The organism is Pasteurella atlantica, from assembly GCF_963693435.1.
Taxonomy (GTDB): domain Bacteria; phylum Pseudomonadota; class Gammaproteobacteria; order Enterobacterales; family Pasteurellaceae; genus Phocoenobacter; species Phocoenobacter atlanticus.
In genome coordinates, this window is record NZ_OY856306.1 from 528,473 (window position 1) to 544,704 (window position 16,232).

Genomic DNA, 16,232 nt, shown 5'->3' on the forward strand with positions numbered 1-16,232 from the left:
ATTGATGCCTAATAATGTTTTGTGATAATTTTTATATCGAGCAACGGGCGGATATACGCAAACAAGTTTGCTAATCACGCCCCTACATTAATAATGTAATCTATTGATTTTTATAAAAAATAAGCGGTAGGATTTATTCAAAAATTTGCAAATTGGGTGAATAAAGTGACCGCTTGTAATAATTAGTTTTCAAACACAGAGTTATTTATTCAATAGGTTTCTTTTCTACAAAGGTATTTTTTACCCTTTTTGAGTACTTAAGGTATGGAATCCATATAGCACAACTAATAATTAGCTTGATAATAGGTGTTATAGTTTCTTTATCAAAAAATTCACTATTAGGCATAAAACCATTCATAACAGAAAAACTTAAAAAAGTATCTGAAGTAACAAATCCTAAGTTAGCTAGTAATATATAAATATAATACTTTGGAAATTTATAATTTTTTGAAAAAAATAAAGCACATACATAAAACCACAAAAGTAGAAATATAATATTAAAAGTTAATTCAAAAATAAATAAAGGCATAAAGTAAGGAATATAATATTCAGAGTTTGTAGATGTAAATAACTCTAAATAACCGTCATTTAGAAAAGGGTAAAGATTTTGTGAAATAAAATAAATTATTTTAAGAAAGCTAAGAATAATGGTTATTCCTAATAAAACTAACCAGCCACCAATCTCTTGTGTTCTCTTTTTCTTAACTTCTAAAGACATATATTCCTTCTTTATTGAAAGTAATTATTCCGACAATGCCGCTAACTGATCCGCTTGATATTCAGTAATAATCGGCTGGATTAACTCTTCCATTTTGCCATTCATTACTTCATCTAAACGGTATAACGTCAAGTTGATACGATGATCCGTTACTCGTCCTTGTGGGTAGTTATAAGTACGGATTTTATCACTGCGATCCCCTGAACCTAACAGGTTACGGCGAGTGTCTGCTTGTTGTGCAGCTTGACGTTCTTGCTCAGCTTGAACGATACGAGAGGCAAGCACCGACATTGCTTTGGCTTTGTTTTTGTGCTGTGAACGTTCGTCTTGACACTCAACCACGATACCTGTTGGTAAGTGAGTAATACGCACCGCAGAATCGGTGGTATTAACGTGCTGACCACCTGCCCCCGACGCACGGAAAGTATCAATTTTCAAATCAGATGGATTGATTTCTGGCAATTCTGATTCAGGTAACTCAGGCATAACCGCAATTGTACAAGCCGAAGTATGAATTCGTCCTTGCGATTCGGTTTTTGGTACACGTTGCACACGATGACCGCCTGACTCAAATTTCAACTTACCGTAAACGCTATCGCCACTGATTTTCACAATGATTTCTTTATATCCGCCTTGCTCACTTTCACTTGCCGACATTTCTTCGACACGCCAGCGTTGGTTTTCTGCGTAGCGAGAATACATACGGTATAAATCCCCCGCAAAAATCCCTGCTTCATCGCCACCCGTTCCTGCACGGATCTCTAAGTAACAATTATATTCATCATTTGGATCTTTTGGTAATAATAGAATTTGCAGTTGCTGTTCAAGTTCAGGAATTTGTGCTTCGCTTTCGGCAATTTCTTCTTCCGCCATTTCTTTCATTGTTGGATCGTTTAACAAGATTTTTGCTTCTTCAATATTTTCTTGTAATTGTTGCCATTGAGAAAAAGTTTTAACCACATCTTCAAGCTGTGAATATTCTTTTGAATAGGTTCGAAACTTGTCTTGATCACTGATAATACCCGCATCACCTAACAAAGCTTGTAATTCTTCATAACGTTCCGTTAGGCTTTCTAATTTTGTAATAATTGATTGTTTCATAATTTTATTTTCAGCTATTTTTTGTAAAATTTAATATAAAAATGACCGCTTATTGTAACGGAAAATCACCTAAATTGCTTGTATAATATTACTTTTTACTGTGGATAAAATCGAAAATGAATCATAAACCTTGCCCTTGTCAATCAAACAAAAGTTACGCCGAATGTTGCGAACCTTTTCATCAACACATCGCAACACCACTCACCGCCGAACAGCTAATGCGTTCACGTTACAGTGCTTATACGCTGATCAATATTAATTATATTGTAGAAACCACCCTACCAAGTCAGCAAAAACACTTAGATAAATCCGCAATGGAACAATGGGCTAAAATGACTAAATGGTGTGGTTTAGAGATTGTGGCGCATAATCCTACGTTTGCTAAAAACAGAGCAACGGTAGAATTTAAGGCTTATTTCAAAACTGAGCAAAAAATAGCAGAACACCACGAATTATCGCTTTTTATTTATAAAGGGAATAAATGGTATTTTGTGGATCCGAATGTATAAAAAACCTCTTAACACTAAAAATAGTCCTAAGAGGTATAAAATTTTAAATAAATACAATATTATTTAGAATGAGTAAGAAACACCGCCACCTACTGATAATTGTGAGCCAGCTAAGCCTATTGAAAGTTTCATTGCGGTTCCATTTTCATAATAACGTCCTACACCTGCTGCAAGTGCTGTTTTCTGATCATAATGACCCATACCAATACCAACAGTCGTTTTCCCTACAATAGCAGGAAGAGGGATATTTGACATAGCAGCAACACTTGCAATACCTCTACTACTGGTATTACGATTATGCTTCACTTTATTATTTACTTGATTGTAACGGTTATTTAGATCAGTTTTAATATGGTTAATTTCATTAGTATTATTTCTAATAAGATTCGTACTTTGTATTATTTGATTTGTATTTGTAGAGAGCAATTGCTGTGTACCTCTTACATTTTCTAGTACATCACGAGTACTTTTCTCAACAAGTTTTGTTTTTTCTTTAACTTGATTGATTTCTACTCCATAATCATTCACTTTTTGAGTTATATTTTTTACTTCTTTTTGCAAACCTTGATTATTTTTTCCTATAATTTCGATTTGCTTCTTATCTTGCTCAATTTCCTTTTTGTTTTTAGCGATTGTTTCTTTTGCTTCTTTATAATTTGAACTTCTTTCAACAACAGTATCTGCTGTTTTTTCAAGTATATTATTTGTTGCTTTTACTACTTCATTAGGTATATTATAAATAGTATTGATAAATGCACCAGGAAGGCTCTCTTCTGAAATATTTCTAATTTGAGCAGCATTATCAATAATACTTGTTACTTCTTTTCCTAAATCAGAAGATAACTTTATCACTTTACTAATTTTCCCATTTGCAAGACTTGCTCCTAAACCAAATATTCCACCGATGAAACCACTATTAGGATTAATGATATCACCTTTTAATAGTTCCCCGATTGTTTCTTTATGACGGTATAAAGTGGCTGGAATATTTGCAGTATGATAAATAATATTTGAGATATTTAATGCAATATTTGGTTTGGCTGCTTCAACTGCAAAAGAGGTATTTGAGAGAGAGAAACTCATTAGTATAACTAATGAAAGTTTATTTATTTTTGTCATATATGTATCCTTACATAAATTTCGCTAAAAAACGATTCCATATATTTTATAGCCCAATGCTATAAAATAGGCTGGCGATTATATATCTATATTTTGTATTTTTATACTAAATACTGTGAAATTATTTAATAATTTAAATTTTGTGCTATTTTTTTGTCCAATGTTATATTTTTTGTACACTTTAATCTATATATAGACATTTTTTATTAATTTTTATCCTATTAAAACTTCATAATATTTAAATTATAATCATCTTTTTAAGATTATTACTTTCTTATTTTCGTTATTTTCCTTAAAATCGAATAAACTAAAGCGGTCAGATCTTTATAAGAATTTACAAAATGAATAATGAATTATTAGACGGTGTACCTTTAACTGCATTGGCAGGTGTTGGCGTAAAAATTGCGGAGCGGTTGAGTAAAATTGGAATTAACAACTTGCAGGATTTGTTATTTCATTTGCCGTTTCGCTATGAAGATCGTACTCGCATTACACCAATTTGTGACGCACGCCCTGAAAGTTATGTGACGGTTGAAGGCTATGTTCAGTTAGCTGAAATTCAGTTTGGGCGACGCAGAATGTTGAATGTGGTTATTTCCGATAGCACCAGCAAAATCGCATTGAAATTCTTTAATTTTAATATGGGAATGAAAAATAGTTTTACGGTTGGGGCAAGGGTAAAAGCCTTTGGGGAAGTAAAACGTGGACGTTTTATGGCGGAAATTCATCATCCTGAATATCAAATTATTTATAATAATCGACCTGTTGTACTCGCTGAAAGTTTAACCCCTGTTTATTCCACCACCGAAGGATTAAAACAAAATGCGTTGCGGAAATTAACGGATCAAGCATTAGTATTATTGGATCGTGTCAAGGTATCTGAATTATTGCCTGACCAATTTAATCCTCATCAATACAGTTTAAAAGAAGCCTTAAAATTGTTACACCGTCCACCGCCAAGCATTTCTGCCGAAGAGCTAGAAAAAGGACAGCACCCTGCTCAAAAACGCTTAATTTTTGAGGAATTATTGGCACACAACTTAGCAATGCAGCAGCTGAAAGTGGGGGCAAAACAACATTTAGCGGAAAGTTTACATTATCAAAGTGATCTCAAACAGCGTTTTTTAGCAAGCCTACCTTTCTCGCCGACCAATGCACAGAGCCGAGTTACCCAAGAAATCGAGCAAGATTTGGCGAAACCCCAACCGATGATGCGATTAGTACAAGGCGATGTGGGATCAGGTAAAACCTTAGTCGCAGCATTGGCGGCATTATTGGCGATTGATAATAGCAAACAGGTTGCGTTAATGGCACCGACTGAAATTCTAGCAGAACAGCACGCCATCAATTTTGCAAATTGGCTCAATCCTTTTGGCATTGAAGTGGGGTGGCTTGCTGGAAAAGTGAAGGGAAAAGCTCGCAAAGTACAACTGGAAGCGATTAAAAATAACAAAGTACAAATGATTGTGGGTACCCACGCTCTGTTTCAAGATGAAGTGGAATTTGCGGATCTTAGCCTTGTGATTATCGATGAACAGCACCGTTTTGGAGTACATCAACGGTTAACTTTGCGAGAAAAAGGCACCAAAATGATTAACGGCGAAAATATCTACCCACATCAGCTAATTATGACAGCAACCCCCATTCCTCGAACCTTAGCGATGACCGTTTATGCGGATTTAGATACCTCCATTATTGATGAACTTCCGCCAGGTAGAACCCCGATTACCACAGTGGCAATTTCCGAAGATCGCCGAGCGGAAATTGTTCAGCGTGTTTATCAAGCCTGTAAAAATGAAAAACGTCAGGCTTACTGGGTGTGTACTTTGATTGATGAATCCGAAGTGTTAGAAGCACAGGCGGCTGAATCTATCGCCGAAGATTTAAGCCGAGCCTTGCCTGATTTACGTATTGGTTTAGTTCACGGTCGAATGAAACCCCAAGAAAAACAAGCCATTATGATGGAGTTTAAGCAAGCAAATTTAGATTTATTGGTGGCGACAACGGTAATTGAAGTAGGGGTTGATGTGCCAAATGCCAGTTTAATGATTATTGAAAACTCAGAGCGTTTAGGTTTAGCGCAACTTCATCAGTTGCGTGGGCGTGTCGGTCGTGGGGCAACCGCTTCTCACTGTGTGCTAATGTACAAACCGCCACTAGGTAAAATTTCTAAAAAACGTTTGCAAGTATTAAGAGATAGCCAAGACGGTTTTCTTATTGCTGAAAAAGATCTTGAAATCAGAGGGCCGGGTGAAGTATTGGGTACGAAACAAACAGGAATGGCAGAATTTAAAATTGCTAATTTAATGCGAGATCGTAAAATGATTCCGTTAGTGCAACATTATGCAAAACAACTTATTTTACAAGATCCTGCTATTGCTCAACAGCTCATTGATCGCTGGCTTGATAATCGTACTACGTATGGCAATGCTTAAGCGGTACGATGTTATTCAAAATTTGCAAAAAATGAAAATAATCCTACCGCTTCTAAACCTAAACTTGTAACCAGAAAGTGACAGGTCCATCGTTTTGGAGGCTGACTTGCATATCCCCGCCAAACTTTCCTGTCTGAGTGTTTATTTTGCTTTTTGCTTGTTGTGAGAAGTAGTCATACAACGCTTCTGCATCAACGGGATTTGCACCTTTAGAAAAACTTGGTCGTAATCCTTTTTGAGTATCTGCCGCAAGCGTAAATTGTGAAACGATAAGTAAATGCCCATTTGCTTGTTGTACGTTTAAATTCATTTTTCCCTGTTCATCTTCAAAGATACGATAACCTAATACTTTATCCAACAATCGATCTGCTTTCGTTTGGTCATCCTCTTTTTCGACACCTAATAAAACTAATAAACCACTTTCAATTTGACCTACGGTTTGCTCGTTTATTTCGACTTTTGCCCATTTTACTCGTTGAATTAATGCAATCATTTTAATTCCTCATTATTTTCAATCTCTAAAACACCCACGTTAATCAGCATTATATCCTTAAATACTGCTGAAACTTGAGCACCAATTAACACAACCAACCAACTTAAATGAATCCATACTATCATTATGGGCAATACGGCTAAAGCACCATAAATAGCTTGATAGGATGGAAAGGTGGTGATGTACCAAATAAAGACTTGTTTACCAAGAGTGAAAAAAATGGCAGCCAATAATGCTCCGATAGCAGCGTGCCTAAACAACACGGTAGTATTAGGCACAATGGTATAAACTAAAGTAAACAACAACCAAGTTATAAAAAATGGAACCAGAGAAAGGAATGGGGTACTTACCGCGAGCATTCCTTCTGGATTTAAAATTTCTAAAGAAAGTATGTAAGTACTTACCGAAATACTTACACCAACAAGTAATGGTCCTAGTGTCAAAATCATCCAGTAAATAGCAAAAGAAATCAGCCAACGACGTTTTTGAGTTTTGTGCCACATTGCATTCAAGGTATTATCAATATTTGAAATCAGTAGCAGTGCAATCGCAATTAATACCATTGTACCTACAGCACTCATTTTACGAGAATTATTGACAAAATTATCAAGATGGGTTTGTACTACATCTCCTATGCTTGGAGCAAAGTTATTGTAAATAAAGGCTTTTAATTCACCCGTCACTTCATTAAAAATAGGAAATGCCGCAAAAATAGAGAACATCACCATAATTAATGGCACAATGGCAAGCATTGTATTATAGGTTAAATGCCCTGCAGCCATTGTTAACTTATTTTCAATAAAACGTAATTTAAAAACTTTAATAAATAATAAAAATTGTTGCATAAATTCTCCTATCACTTACTTTATTATAACGTAAGCGGTATGATTAGTTTACTTTTTTGCAAATTAATGGTGCATAATCGCATCACGAAACACCAAATAAGCAGACTTATCCACTTGAAAATCGGTATTTTCTAACAGCATTAAAATATCAATCAAATTTTTATAAGCGTACATATATAGCTCATAATTATTGTGATGATGATAGCCACTGCTATCAGGCTTTAAGCTGTTTTCCGTGCCAACGGTGTAAACCGACATAAATCTTGTAATATATTGCCGAAAGGCTCGCTAATTTGATAATTCCTTACCAACGATATAGAGCAGTCGTTTTTGGTTAGCTTCGGTCAAAAACTCAATACTAAAAACACCTTTTCGTGAAAATTTTCTAAATGTATAACCACGATTATCAACCTTTAATGTGCTATTGCACAAACTTTCATAAGTTAATTTTATAGTTTTATTGACCTTTTTCCTGATTTTTTCATCTTGTGGATTGTGGTTTAAATAATCAACCAAAACACCGATAAAGGCAACCTCTTTATAAGAATTTACACGCTTTTTTGACTTTATTTTCTGAAAAGATTTTGTAGGTCGGGTTAGCCTTAGCGTAACCCGACACATTCTCCATAATGGAAAATATTGTCGTATTACGCCACGTTATTATTTTATTCTATTAACTTGACAGTTATAACAGCCTGGACTTGAGTTGTGAATTTGAATGTATTTAGCAGAATTGTCTTTGAAAATATTTTCTATCTCATTTTCAAGCTTAATGCCTTCGATTGTCCTTGCGTTAATCATCATACCTTGATTATCATAAATTCTTAGAGATAAAAGTCTATGTAATAGCATTTTCGGTATTTTGTTGATGCCAATATCTGCTCTTTTTACATTTTTTCTCACAAATATTGGTTCGCTTGCTTGATAGGGGGATGCTGTTTTATGATGCTGGAACGGTAGTAAAATTACTTCTTCTCCTATTTCCGCATCTTCAAGACTTACTCGACAAGGGTAACCTGGTTTATTGTCTACAATCATTTTTATAGCTCCTTGTGAAGCTAATTCTTCTTTACTTAAATCGAATAAATGATTAAAGTTGTTTTCAATAGCTGAAATTTTAAAGTTTACACGCATAATTTTATTACCTTTTAATTTGATTTAGAACTTGTATTTCATATTGCAAAAATCAATATATGCAATCGTAATAGCGTATCATAGCCAGTTATTATTTCCCCAACAACCAATCAAATACATTCAAATGCCTTACTCCGTTTCTATTTTGGGTAAATCCATCTGTTGTAAGCAAATATTTCGGATAATTGTCTTTTATTTTTTCCAATGCTCCAAACTCTCGTTCTATGGTATTTTCACTGTTCATCTGCCAAGCAACTTGATAATATTCTATATCGCCTGTTTTGGTCTTACAAACAAAATCCACTTCACTATTTCGACTTGTGCCTGTCCATATTTTATTACCTCTACGAAGTAATTCCAAGTAAACAACATTTTCCAAAATATGTCCTCTGTCAGTCGTACGTTCTTTACCTTGTAAAATATTGATAAAGCCCATATCTACCAAGTAATATTTTTCTTGTGTTGCTAATTGTTTTCTTCCCTTTAAGTCAAAACGGTTGACTTTATAAAACACAAAACTTCCTGTCAAATATCTCAAATATTTTTCAACCGTATCTCGATGTATGCTTTGCCCATCTTGTTTTAACATATTTGAAATATTGTTTGGCGAAACAGCATTGCCAACATTTGTAGCCATAAATTTAACGATATTTGCAAATGCTCGTTTGTCATTTATCTGATGTCGTTGTGTAATATCTTTTTCTACAATAGTTGTATAAATTGCTTCCAAATATTCGTAAATTTTATCAAATCCCAACTCTCGTAACTCTACACCTTTGGGTAAAGATGTTTCATTTACATAATCGAAAAACAACGCTTCGTAATTCAAATATTTGTTATTTGTGTCAATATTTCTTGCGATTAGATATTCATTGAAAGAAAAGGGTAAAATTGAGATTTCAATATATCGACCACTTAACAACGTTGCCAATTCGCTTGATAATAAAAAAGCATTTGAACCTGTGATATAAACATCTACATTTTTAGTAGCAAAAAGCCCATCGACTAATTTTTCAAATGACGGAATATTTTGTACTTCATCTAGAAAAATATAATTCTGTTTATCTGCTTGTAACTTCTTTTTTATATCAAAATAAATATCGTCCCAATTCTTTCCTACAAAATTCTCGGGCAGTTCAAAATTATAAAACTGAATTTGTCGTTTTCCAGTACCACACTTAAGCAATTGTTCACGATACAATTCCAAAAGTGTTGATTTCCCAGATCTACGCAATCCACTCACTACCTTTATGAGGTCTTTATCCTTATAAGACAGTAATTTATCTATGTATTCTTTTCTATTAGTATAATTTTTCATAAGACAAAGATATAAAATAAAATAGCAAAACTTGCAGAAATTACAGGTTTTGCTATTTTATTTCTTCTATGACTTTTTTGCAATGATTTTCTTTGATTGGATATAAAACTGTGTTATCTGCTGTTTTCAGTTTTCTTTATTTCACAAATTATGCAATTTTCACTATTCGGCATTTTTTACATAATGGATATTTTTTTAAAAATGGAAGAATAATTTTGTGCATTTCATCAAAACTTTTACCATAAAGATAGAAAGAGGTTTCTTCTCCTTCCCAATAACTTTCAATACGACCAGCTTCTTTCTCTTCTAAAAGTTTATCAATTTCCTTATAAACTACATTCACATCGCATTCTTCATATATTTTATCATCTAAATCATTACTTAAATACAACCCTAATCCTTCGTGTTTTCCAAATGGAATTACTTTGGGTTCATCTGTTTCATTTTCAGGATAGATTGTTATTTTTGAACCTTTGGGTGCAAGGACAAATTCAATTATATCAATAATTTCTTCATTAAACTCTTTTTCATTTAGCTTAATTTCCATATCACAATAAGCAATTTCACCATTTGTTTCTTGCCCTGTTCCGCCGCCTGTAATTTCTGCTTTAATATTTTGTTGTTCAAAAATTTCATTTATGATGTCTTCTAATTCGTGTCGGTGCATTGGTTGCAATTTTGCATTTAATGTTGCTGTAATATACATAATATTTTTCCTTATTTAGTTTTTAAATTTCGTTCGCTTTAATAGTAGGTAACGATTGTACAAACACAATAGCATTTATACTCCAAATATAAAGAATAAACACTATTGTGTTTATATTTCTCTTTATGTGTTCGTTTTTATTTTATACATATTAAAACATCTTCAATTTCATAATTAATTTTTAATTCCGTTAGAAATTTGCAAACTGATTTTGTGTGATTGATTAATTTACTTGGCATTAATTTTCCTATTTCTTTTTCTTCAATAGGATTTATTTGTATTTGCTTTATCGCTTTGTATGGCGTTGGTTCTAAACCAAAATCTATATATTCGCTAGTTGGATTACTTATCCACTCGTTCCAATGACTACCTTTTACATAATGTTTATATTCTTCAACATTTGGTTTAGTCTGTATTCTGAATTTAACTTTAAAAGGTTCTTGTTCATACAATTCTATTACTTTTAAAATTTTATCAAACGGTGTATTCATTTATTTTAATTCTTCTTTATGAAATTTCTTAATGACAAGGTGTTTACGCTGTTGTGGATAAATATACGATTTTTTTGGTTATGCACCAAACTTTATTAAATAACCTAAACTTTCGTTTAAGAACCTAATCCGCAATAGCATAAGAACTTATGTGTTCATTTTTTATTAAAAATCATCACTAAACGATTCAGATATTGAACCACTATTTTCGTCACTATCATTGTTCTCAAATTCTTCATCACTTTTAAGATTCTGTATAAATTCTTCAAAACTTTCTGCTAAAAATGTAACTTTATAATTGTGTTCTTGATCAATATGAACAACTTTGGGTTCTCCTTGACTACCACATTCTGTATAGTCTAATGCAATCATATCGTGACCTGCCGAAGGGCAATCACATATATAAACACCTATTTTAGGATACCCCCATTCTTTACTCCAAAATTCACTCCCATATTCCCCACAAAGTGATGAATTTTTTTCTTTACCTATTCCAAACATACCTGTTATCGCTATATGGTCTTCTGCCCAACTTGTTGCTTCTGTTGTTGGATAGCAAGCTCTATTTGGGATTCCTCCATTTTGAATTTTCATTAATTCAATATAAGATAACGGAAGTTTATAACCTAATTCCTTCTCAATCTCAACAACTAATTCTTCTGTAACGGGTTTAGAAACATATTCTTTCTCTGCCCATTCACAATCCATCCAAAAATCTTTATATTTTTCTTTCATTTTTTCCTTTCTTTTAAGTTAGTTGCTCCGAATGACACATAACAAGTAAGTTTTAACGCTGTTGCAGATAAATATACAATATTTTTCGGTTATGCACCAAATAATCGACACTTTCAGTTAAGTGTTTGCCCTATTATCTTATTTTACAATCATTGAGATTGTAAAAATTTCATCACATCTTCTCGACTAGGAATGGAAGATTGTGCTCCTTTCTTAGTCACTGAAAGGGCAGCGGCTGCGTGAGCAAAAGTGATCGCTTCTGTCATTGATTCTTGTTCGAGTAATGCAGTTAATAATGCACCGTTAAAGGTATCCCCAGCGGCGGTGGTATCAATTGCATTCACTTTAAACCCTTTGATAATTTCACCTTGATTTTGATGACTACAATAAACGCCCTTAGAACCTAAGGTTATCAGCACATATTTAATGCCTTTTTGATGAAATACTTGAGCGGCTTGTTGAGACGATTGTTCATCGGTTACCTTAATGCCTGTTAATAATTCCGCTTCAGTTTCATTTGGGGTAATCATAAAGAGATGTTGTAATAATTCATCAGGTAATGTTCTTGCTGGAGCTGGGTTTAATACCACTTTAACACCATTTTGATAGGCTATTTGAGTGGCGTTAATAATCGTTTCTAAAGGAGTTTCAAGTTGCATTAATAACATTTCAGCTTGCGAAAGTGTGTCTTTACAGCTAGCTAATTTTTCAGTCGTGAGGTGAGCATTTGCTCCTGCTGAGATCACAATACTATTTTCACCACTGTCGGTGACTTGGATCATTGCAACACCAGTGGTTTCTTGTGAGATCTCAAAAATATGTTGAGTATTGATGTTATCTTTTTCAAAAGCCGTTTTCATTTCGTGACCAATTGCATCATTCCCAATACAACCGATAAAATCAACATTGGCACCTAAACGAGCGGCTGCAACTGCTTGATTAGCACCTTTTCCTCCATAAGCCAGTTGATATTTTTTACCAAACAAGGTTTCCCCTGCTTGAGGAAAGCGTTCTGCATAAATAACGTGATCGACATTAATACTGCCTAAAACAACTAAATGAGGTTTTGACATAATTACTTCCTTCATATTTTCTTAAAATGGAACACCAGAATATAAAATTATATTGGCATAAGGTGAACATTCACCTGAACGCACAATCCCCTTACTTTCATTCGCTTTTTGTTTGAATTGTTCGTGAGAAACATAGTCAATTTGAATTTGGTTACCCTGCTGTTTTTCTAATTCTGAGAGTTTCTCTAAAATCATTGAATGTATGCTTGGGTTTATCTTTTGTATTTCTTCTGCGAGTAAAACCCGTTCAACAAATAGTTCTGTAATGGTTGCATTAAAGAGATCTAAAAAACTTGGAATGCCTTTGGTTATAGCAAGATCAATGCGATTTACTTTTTCAGGAATGGGTAATCCTGCATCACAAAGTGTTATTCCATCAGTATGCCCTATTTTTGCAATCAGTTGTGAAAGAGGGGCATTAAGTAATGATGTTTTTTTCATTGGAACACTCCTATTGTCCATAAGCGGTAAGAATAAATGTAATTAAAAAATACTATATAAATTTATCTTAAATGTAAAAATCTATTTTAGTTATTTGCTATGGAGATCAAACTTTTACTGCAATTTGCAAAAAATTAAACAAATGTAACCGCTTGTTTTATAATTTCAAGATAATAAATTCTTTAAGGTTTTTAGTTTTAAGGATAGAATACAATCAATAAAAATACAAAGGACAAACAATGAAACTAGGCATTATTGGTGCAATGGCACAAGAAGTAGAGATTTTGAAAAATACCCTACAAGATTTAAAAATAACTGAAATTGCAGGCTGTAAAATTTTTGAAGGAAAAATTAATAATAAAGAGGTAGCATTACTACAATCAGGTATTGGAAAAACGGCGGCTGCAATGGGCACCGCTCTCTTTTTGCAATTAACTAAACCTGATTATGTGATCAATACAGGTTCAGCGGGTGGATTGGATAAAAACTTAAATGTGGGAGATATTGTTATCTCAACAGAAGCTCGCTATCACGATGTTGATGTGACGGCTTTTGGCTATGAAATAGGGCAACTTCCTGCCAATCCAGCTGGATTTGTGGCAGATAAAGAACTCGCTGAATTAGCTTTTTCTTTGACACAACAACTAGGTGAAAATGCTGTTTCAGGGTTGATTTGTAGTGGCGATTTATTTGTGAATAGCGGTGAGATGATCACAAAAATTTGCAAAAATTTTCCGCAAGTGGTGGCGGTTGAAATGGAAGCAGCGGCTATTGCTCAAGTTTGTCACGCTTTTGGTGTGCCTTTTGTCGTTGTTCGAGCGATTTCAGATGTGGCGGATAAAGAGTCCCATTTATCTTTTGATGAATTTTTACCCCTTGCTGCACAAAAATCCTCTGCAATTGTATTAAAGATGATTGAACACTTAGGTTAATTGATGAAAAACGTATTCAATAGTTTGCGATTACAATGGTTGAATATCAATATGCTTAATGTATTGGCGGTATTTATTTCAACCAATATTGCCGCTATTGTTATTTGGCAATTAGAGATTTCTCATCTTGCAATGCCATTAGTTTTAGGCATTATTGCGACAGCATTATCAGAGCAAAGTAACCGTTTAACAGGGCGTTTCAAAGATCTTATTTTAATGCTGATAGCATTTGGTACCGTCTCTCTTATCTCACAATTCTTTTTGACAAAAGGATGGATTTTTGTTCCTTTACTAACCATCATTACTTTTATTGTAGTAATGCTTGGTGCAGTAGGCGGGCGTTATAGCAAGATTGCATTTTGTACTTTGCTGGTTGCTGTTTATACTGCACTGGTTTATACCCCTAATGTGGTGTGGTATATCAACACAACGTTAATTTTATTAGGTACCTTGATTTATAGCTTTATCTCATTATTGATTTATTTGTGTTTACCTAATCGAGCAACACAGGAGAGTTTAGCCTCTTATTTTGATAGTTTAGGAAACTATTTACAGCAAAAATCAACATTTTTTGATTTTGATGATATTAATCGCCTGTCTGATAAAAAATTAGCGTTAGCACGAGCCAATACTGCAGTAATGCGTTCATTTGATGAAGTAAGAGAAGTGTTGTTTAGTCGTTTAGATCAACAACATCGTCATTTTCATACGCAAAAAATGTTACGTTACTATTTAACAGGGCAAGAAATTTGGGAAAGAACCAGTTCAAGCCATTCTCAATATCAAGATTTATTGGAAGAGTTTCAGCACACTGATTTGGTTTTTCGATTACGCCGTTTATTAGAATTACAAGCAATAGAGTGCCAATATATTGCAAAAGCGTTACGCCATAATTTGGATTATAAACCCAATTTTAAAATGCAAAGAGTATTAAAGGGATTACAAAACTCATTGCAGTATCATCAAAAGGAAACAAAGGCATCTTTTTATCAATTATCGTCAATGATTGAAAATTTAAAGAATATTACCTTGTTATTTGAAGCTTTATATGAAGAAAATATTTGTAATGATTTTGGTAAAAATAATCAACAAACCTACCGCTTGTTATCTGAAAATATTTCAGGCATAGGCAATATTTTTTATACAATAAAAAAACAGTGTTATTTAGGATCTGAACTCTTTCGTCACGCTATTCGCCTTTCCATTGTGGTATTTGTATGCTGTTCGATTGTACAGATATTTCATCTGGAATTGGGTTATTGGATTTTGTTAACTGCTATCTTAGTATGTAAACCAAATTATTCAGCAACCAAAAAACGACTGGTTCAGCGTATTTTAGGCACACTTTTAGGGGTATTTGTTGGGCTATCATTAAGATATTTATCTCCAACGCTAGAAGCTCAGTTGGGGATTATTGTTGCCACAAGTAGCTTATTTTTCTTTTTTATGGAAAGAAAATACAGCTATGCCAGTTTTTTTATTACCATTCAAGTATTAGTGAGTTTTGATGTCATTGGTTTGGGTAAAGAAATGGCGATATTACCTCGAATTTTAGATACCTTTATTGGAGCAGGCATTGCGTGGTTTGCGGTTTCTTTCCTTTGGGCGGATTGGCGATATCTTAATTTACGTCAAAATTTGGAAGAAACACTAAAAAGTAGCTCCTTATATTTACGTCATATAATGGCACAATTACAATTTGGTTATCGAGACCATTTTGGGTATCGTTTAGCTCGCCGAATGGCTTATCATAATGTTGCAAAATTGAGTACTACCGTTTCTGCAATGCAGGAAGAACCAAAGAAATATAAAAATAGCTTAGCGGTTGCACCACAATTATTAGAATTAAATTACACGTTATTAAGCTATATTTCTGCATTAGGGGTGTACCGTAAAGAGAGCGATACAATCAATCACCAATTTGAATATTCAACTGTTTTCTTTCAACAAGGAAAATTTATTTCACGATTATTGGATTCCACCTATTCAGAAACAAAACAGCGTAGCACACAGCTCAATGATTTAATCACACAGTTACAATATTTAGAGCAAGATTATTTAGACCACGAAAAAGATAAAGCAAGGTTACTAGTGCAACAATTATCTTTAATTGTGCAGTTATTGCCAGAACTTGATTGTTATGTGAATAAGCTGTGATTTTGTAATAAAATTTACTCCATAA

18 protein-coding genes are annotated in these 16,232 nt (G+C 33.7%); 4 read left to right on the forward strand and 14 right to left on the reverse strand.

What is annotated here, in order from left to right:
• Nucleotides 1–205: 205 nt before the first annotated feature.
• Together U9966_RS02515 and prfA are read right to left on the reverse strand one after the other, a co-directional pair.
• Nucleotides 206–718, reverse strand: coding sequence for a DUF2569 domain-containing protein (locus tag U9966_RS02515; protein WP_211598689.1), 513 nt, complete (start codon nt 716–718; stop codon nt 206–208).
• A 24-nt stretch (nt 719–742) separates the two neighbouring features.
• Nucleotides 743–1,819, reverse strand: coding sequence for a peptide chain release factor 1 (prfA, locus tag U9966_RS02520; RefSeq protein ID WP_306346678.1), 1,077 nt, complete (start codon nt 1,817–1,819; stop codon nt 743–745).
• A gap of 116 nt (nt 1,820–1,935) precedes the next feature.
• On the opposite strand from prfA, the gene U9966_RS02525 reads away from it, so the two are divergent.
• Nucleotides 1,936–2,328, forward strand: coding sequence for a YchJ family protein (locus U9966_RS02525; RefSeq protein ID WP_306346677.1), 393 nt, complete (start codon nt 1,936–1,938; stop codon nt 2,326–2,328).
• 63 nt (nt 2,329–2,391) lie between these two features.
• Here U9966_RS02525 and U9966_RS02530 read toward each other — a convergent pair whose 3' ends face one another.
• The gene (locus tag U9966_RS02530) at nt 2,392–3,447 is read right to left on the reverse strand and encodes a YadA-like family protein (RefSeq protein ID WP_306346676.1); all 1,056 of its coding nucleotides are present in this window, start codon (nt 3,445–3,447) and stop codon (nt 2,392–2,394) included.
• 341 nt (nt 3,448–3,788) lie between these two features.
• On the opposite strand from U9966_RS02530, the gene recG reads away from it, so the two are divergent.
• Nucleotides 3,789–5,882, forward strand: coding sequence for an ATP-dependent DNA helicase RecG (recG, locus tag U9966_RS02535; protein ID WP_306346675.1), 2,094 nt, complete (start codon nt 3,789–3,791; stop codon nt 5,880–5,882).
• Between the two features lie 58 nt (nt 5,883–5,940).
• Here the strand turns inward: recG and dtd are convergent, their stop codons facing one another.
• The 11 genes from dtd to rbsD form a co-directional block, all read right to left on the reverse strand.
• Entirely contained in the window at nt 5,941–6,375 is a 435-nt protein-coding gene (gene dtd, locus U9966_RS02540) for a D-aminoacyl-tRNA deacylase (RefSeq protein WP_211597216.1), read from the reverse strand.
• Nucleotides 6,372–7,220, reverse strand: a complete 849-nt coding sequence (locus tag U9966_RS02545) for a virulence factor BrkB family protein (protein WP_306346674.1) — start codon at nt 7,218–7,220, stop codon at nt 6,372–6,374. Before U9966_RS02545 ends, dtd begins: the two co-directional genes overlap by 4 nt.
• 63 nt (nt 7,221–7,283) lie before the next feature.
• On the reverse strand, nt 7,284–7,490 hold the full coding sequence (locus U9966_RS02550; RefSeq protein ID WP_475737352.1) for a chondroitinase family polysaccharide lyase: 207 nt from the start codon (nt 7,488–7,490) through the stop codon (nt 7,284–7,286).
• 18 nt (nt 7,491–7,508) lie between these two features.
• Nucleotides 7,509–7,841 (reverse strand): hypothetical protein, encoded by a 333-nt coding sequence (locus U9966_RS02555; protein ID WP_306346673.1) that lies wholly within the window; start codon nt 7,839–7,841, stop codon nt 7,509–7,511.
• A 39-nt stretch (nt 7,842–7,880) separates the two neighbouring features.
• Nucleotides 7,881–8,354, reverse strand: coding sequence for a DUF1203 domain-containing protein (locus U9966_RS02560; RefSeq protein WP_306346672.1), 474 nt, complete (start codon nt 8,352–8,354; stop codon nt 7,881–7,883).
• A 91-nt stretch (nt 8,355–8,445) separates the two neighbouring features.
• The gene (locus U9966_RS02565) at nt 8,446–9,672 is read right to left on the reverse strand and encodes an ATP-binding protein (RefSeq protein WP_306346671.1); all 1,227 of its coding nucleotides are present in this window, start codon (nt 9,670–9,672) and stop codon (nt 8,446–8,448) included.
• A 148-nt stretch (nt 9,673–9,820) separates the two neighbouring features.
• Nucleotides 9,821–10,378 carry a hypothetical protein gene (locus U9966_RS02570; protein ID WP_306346670.1) on the reverse strand — a complete coding sequence of 186 codons (558 nt, stop codon included), beginning with the start codon at nt 10,376–10,378 and terminating at the stop codon, nt 9,821–9,823.
• Between the two features lie 137 nt (nt 10,379–10,515).
• The gene (locus U9966_RS02575; protein ID WP_306346669.1) at nt 10,516–10,869 is read right to left on the reverse strand and encodes a DUF6678 family protein; all 354 of its coding nucleotides are present in this window, start codon (nt 10,867–10,869) and stop codon (nt 10,516–10,518) included.
• A gap of 165 nt (nt 10,870–11,034) precedes the next feature.
• On the reverse strand, nt 11,035–11,604 hold the full coding sequence (locus U9966_RS02580) for an SMI1/KNR4 family protein (protein WP_306346668.1): 570 nt from the start codon (nt 11,602–11,604) through the stop codon (nt 11,035–11,037).
• A gap of 149 nt (nt 11,605–11,753) precedes the next feature.
• Nucleotides 11,754–12,677, reverse strand: coding sequence for a ribokinase (gene rbsK, locus U9966_RS02585; RefSeq protein ID WP_306346667.1), 924 nt, complete (start codon nt 12,675–12,677; stop codon nt 11,754–11,756).
• A 21-nt stretch (nt 12,678–12,698) separates the two neighbouring features.
• Nucleotides 12,699–13,118 (reverse strand): D-ribose pyranase, encoded by a 420-nt coding sequence (rbsD, locus tag U9966_RS02590; RefSeq protein WP_306346666.1) that lies wholly within the window; start codon nt 13,116–13,118, stop codon nt 12,699–12,701.
• A gap of 239 nt (nt 13,119–13,357) precedes the next feature.
• On the opposite strand from rbsD, the gene mtnN reads away from it, so the two are divergent.
• Nucleotides 13,358–14,050, forward strand: a complete 693-nt coding sequence (mtnN, locus tag U9966_RS02595) for a 5'-methylthioadenosine/S-adenosylhomocysteine nucleosidase (RefSeq protein WP_306346665.1) — start codon at nt 13,358–13,360, stop codon at nt 14,048–14,050.
• A gap of 3 nt (nt 14,051–14,053) precedes the next feature.
• Nucleotides 14,054–16,207, forward strand: a complete 2,154-nt coding sequence (gene yccS, locus U9966_RS02600) for a YccS family putative transporter (RefSeq protein WP_306346664.1) — start codon at nt 14,054–14,056, stop codon at nt 16,205–16,207.
• Nucleotides 16,208–16,232 lie beyond the last annotated feature (25 nt).

Excerpts from the sequence above, each read along its gene's own strand:
- U9966_RS02515 (WP_211598689.1), bottom strand. The coding sequence starts at position 718 with ATGTCTTTAGAAGTTAAGAAAAAGAGAACACAAGAGATTGGTGGCTGG.
- prfA (WP_306346678.1), bottom strand. The coding sequence starts at position 1,819 with ATGAAACAATCAATTATTACAAAATTAGAAAGCCTAACGGAACGTTAT.
- U9966_RS02525 (WP_306346677.1), top strand. The coding sequence starts at position 1,936 with ATGAATCATAAACCTTGCCCTTGTCAATCAAACAAAAGTTACGCCGAA.
- U9966_RS02530 (WP_306346676.1), bottom strand. The coding sequence starts at position 3,447 with ATGACAAAAATAAATAAACTTTCATTAGTTATACTAATGAGTTTCTCT.
- recG (WP_306346675.1), top strand. The coding sequence starts at position 3,789 with ATGAATAATGAATTATTAGACGGTGTACCTTTAACTGCATTGGCAGGT.
- dtd (WP_211597216.1), bottom strand. The coding sequence starts at position 6,375 with ATGATTGCATTAATTCAACGAGTAAAATGGGCAAAAGTCGAAATAAAC.
- U9966_RS02545 (WP_306346674.1), bottom strand. The coding sequence starts at position 7,220 with ATGCAACAATTTTTATTATTTATTAAAGTTTTTAAATTACGTTTTATT.
- U9966_RS02555 (WP_306346673.1), bottom strand. The coding sequence starts at position 7,841 with ATGTGTCGGGTTACGCTAAGGCTAACCCGACCTACAAAATCTTTTCAG.
- U9966_RS02560 (WP_306346672.1), bottom strand. The coding sequence starts at position 8,354 with ATGCGTGTAAACTTTAAAATTTCAGCTATTGAAAACAACTTTAATCAT.
- U9966_RS02565 (WP_306346671.1), bottom strand. The coding sequence starts at position 9,672 with ATGAAAAATTATACTAATAGAAAAGAATACATAGATAAATTACTGTCT.
- U9966_RS02570 (WP_306346670.1), bottom strand. The coding sequence starts at position 10,378 with ATGTATATTACAGCAACATTAAATGCAAAATTGCAACCAATGCACCGA.
- U9966_RS02575 (WP_306346669.1), bottom strand. The coding sequence starts at position 10,869 with ATGAATACACCGTTTGATAAAATTTTAAAAGTAATAGAATTGTATGAA.
- U9966_RS02580 (WP_306346668.1), bottom strand. The coding sequence starts at position 11,604 with ATGAAAGAAAAATATAAAGATTTTTGGATGGATTGTGAATGGGCAGAG.
- rbsK (WP_306346667.1), bottom strand. The coding sequence starts at position 12,677 with ATGTCAAAACCTCATTTAGTTGTTTTAGGCAGTATTAATGTCGATCAC.
- rbsD (WP_306346666.1), bottom strand. The coding sequence starts at position 13,118 with ATGAAAAAAACATCATTACTTAATGCCCCTCTTTCACAACTGATTGCA.
- mtnN (WP_306346665.1), top strand. The coding sequence starts at position 13,358 with ATGAAACTAGGCATTATTGGTGCAATGGCACAAGAAGTAGAGATTTTG.
- yccS (WP_306346664.1), top strand. The coding sequence starts at position 14,054 with ATGAAAAACGTATTCAATAGTTTGCGATTACAATGGTTGAATATCAAT.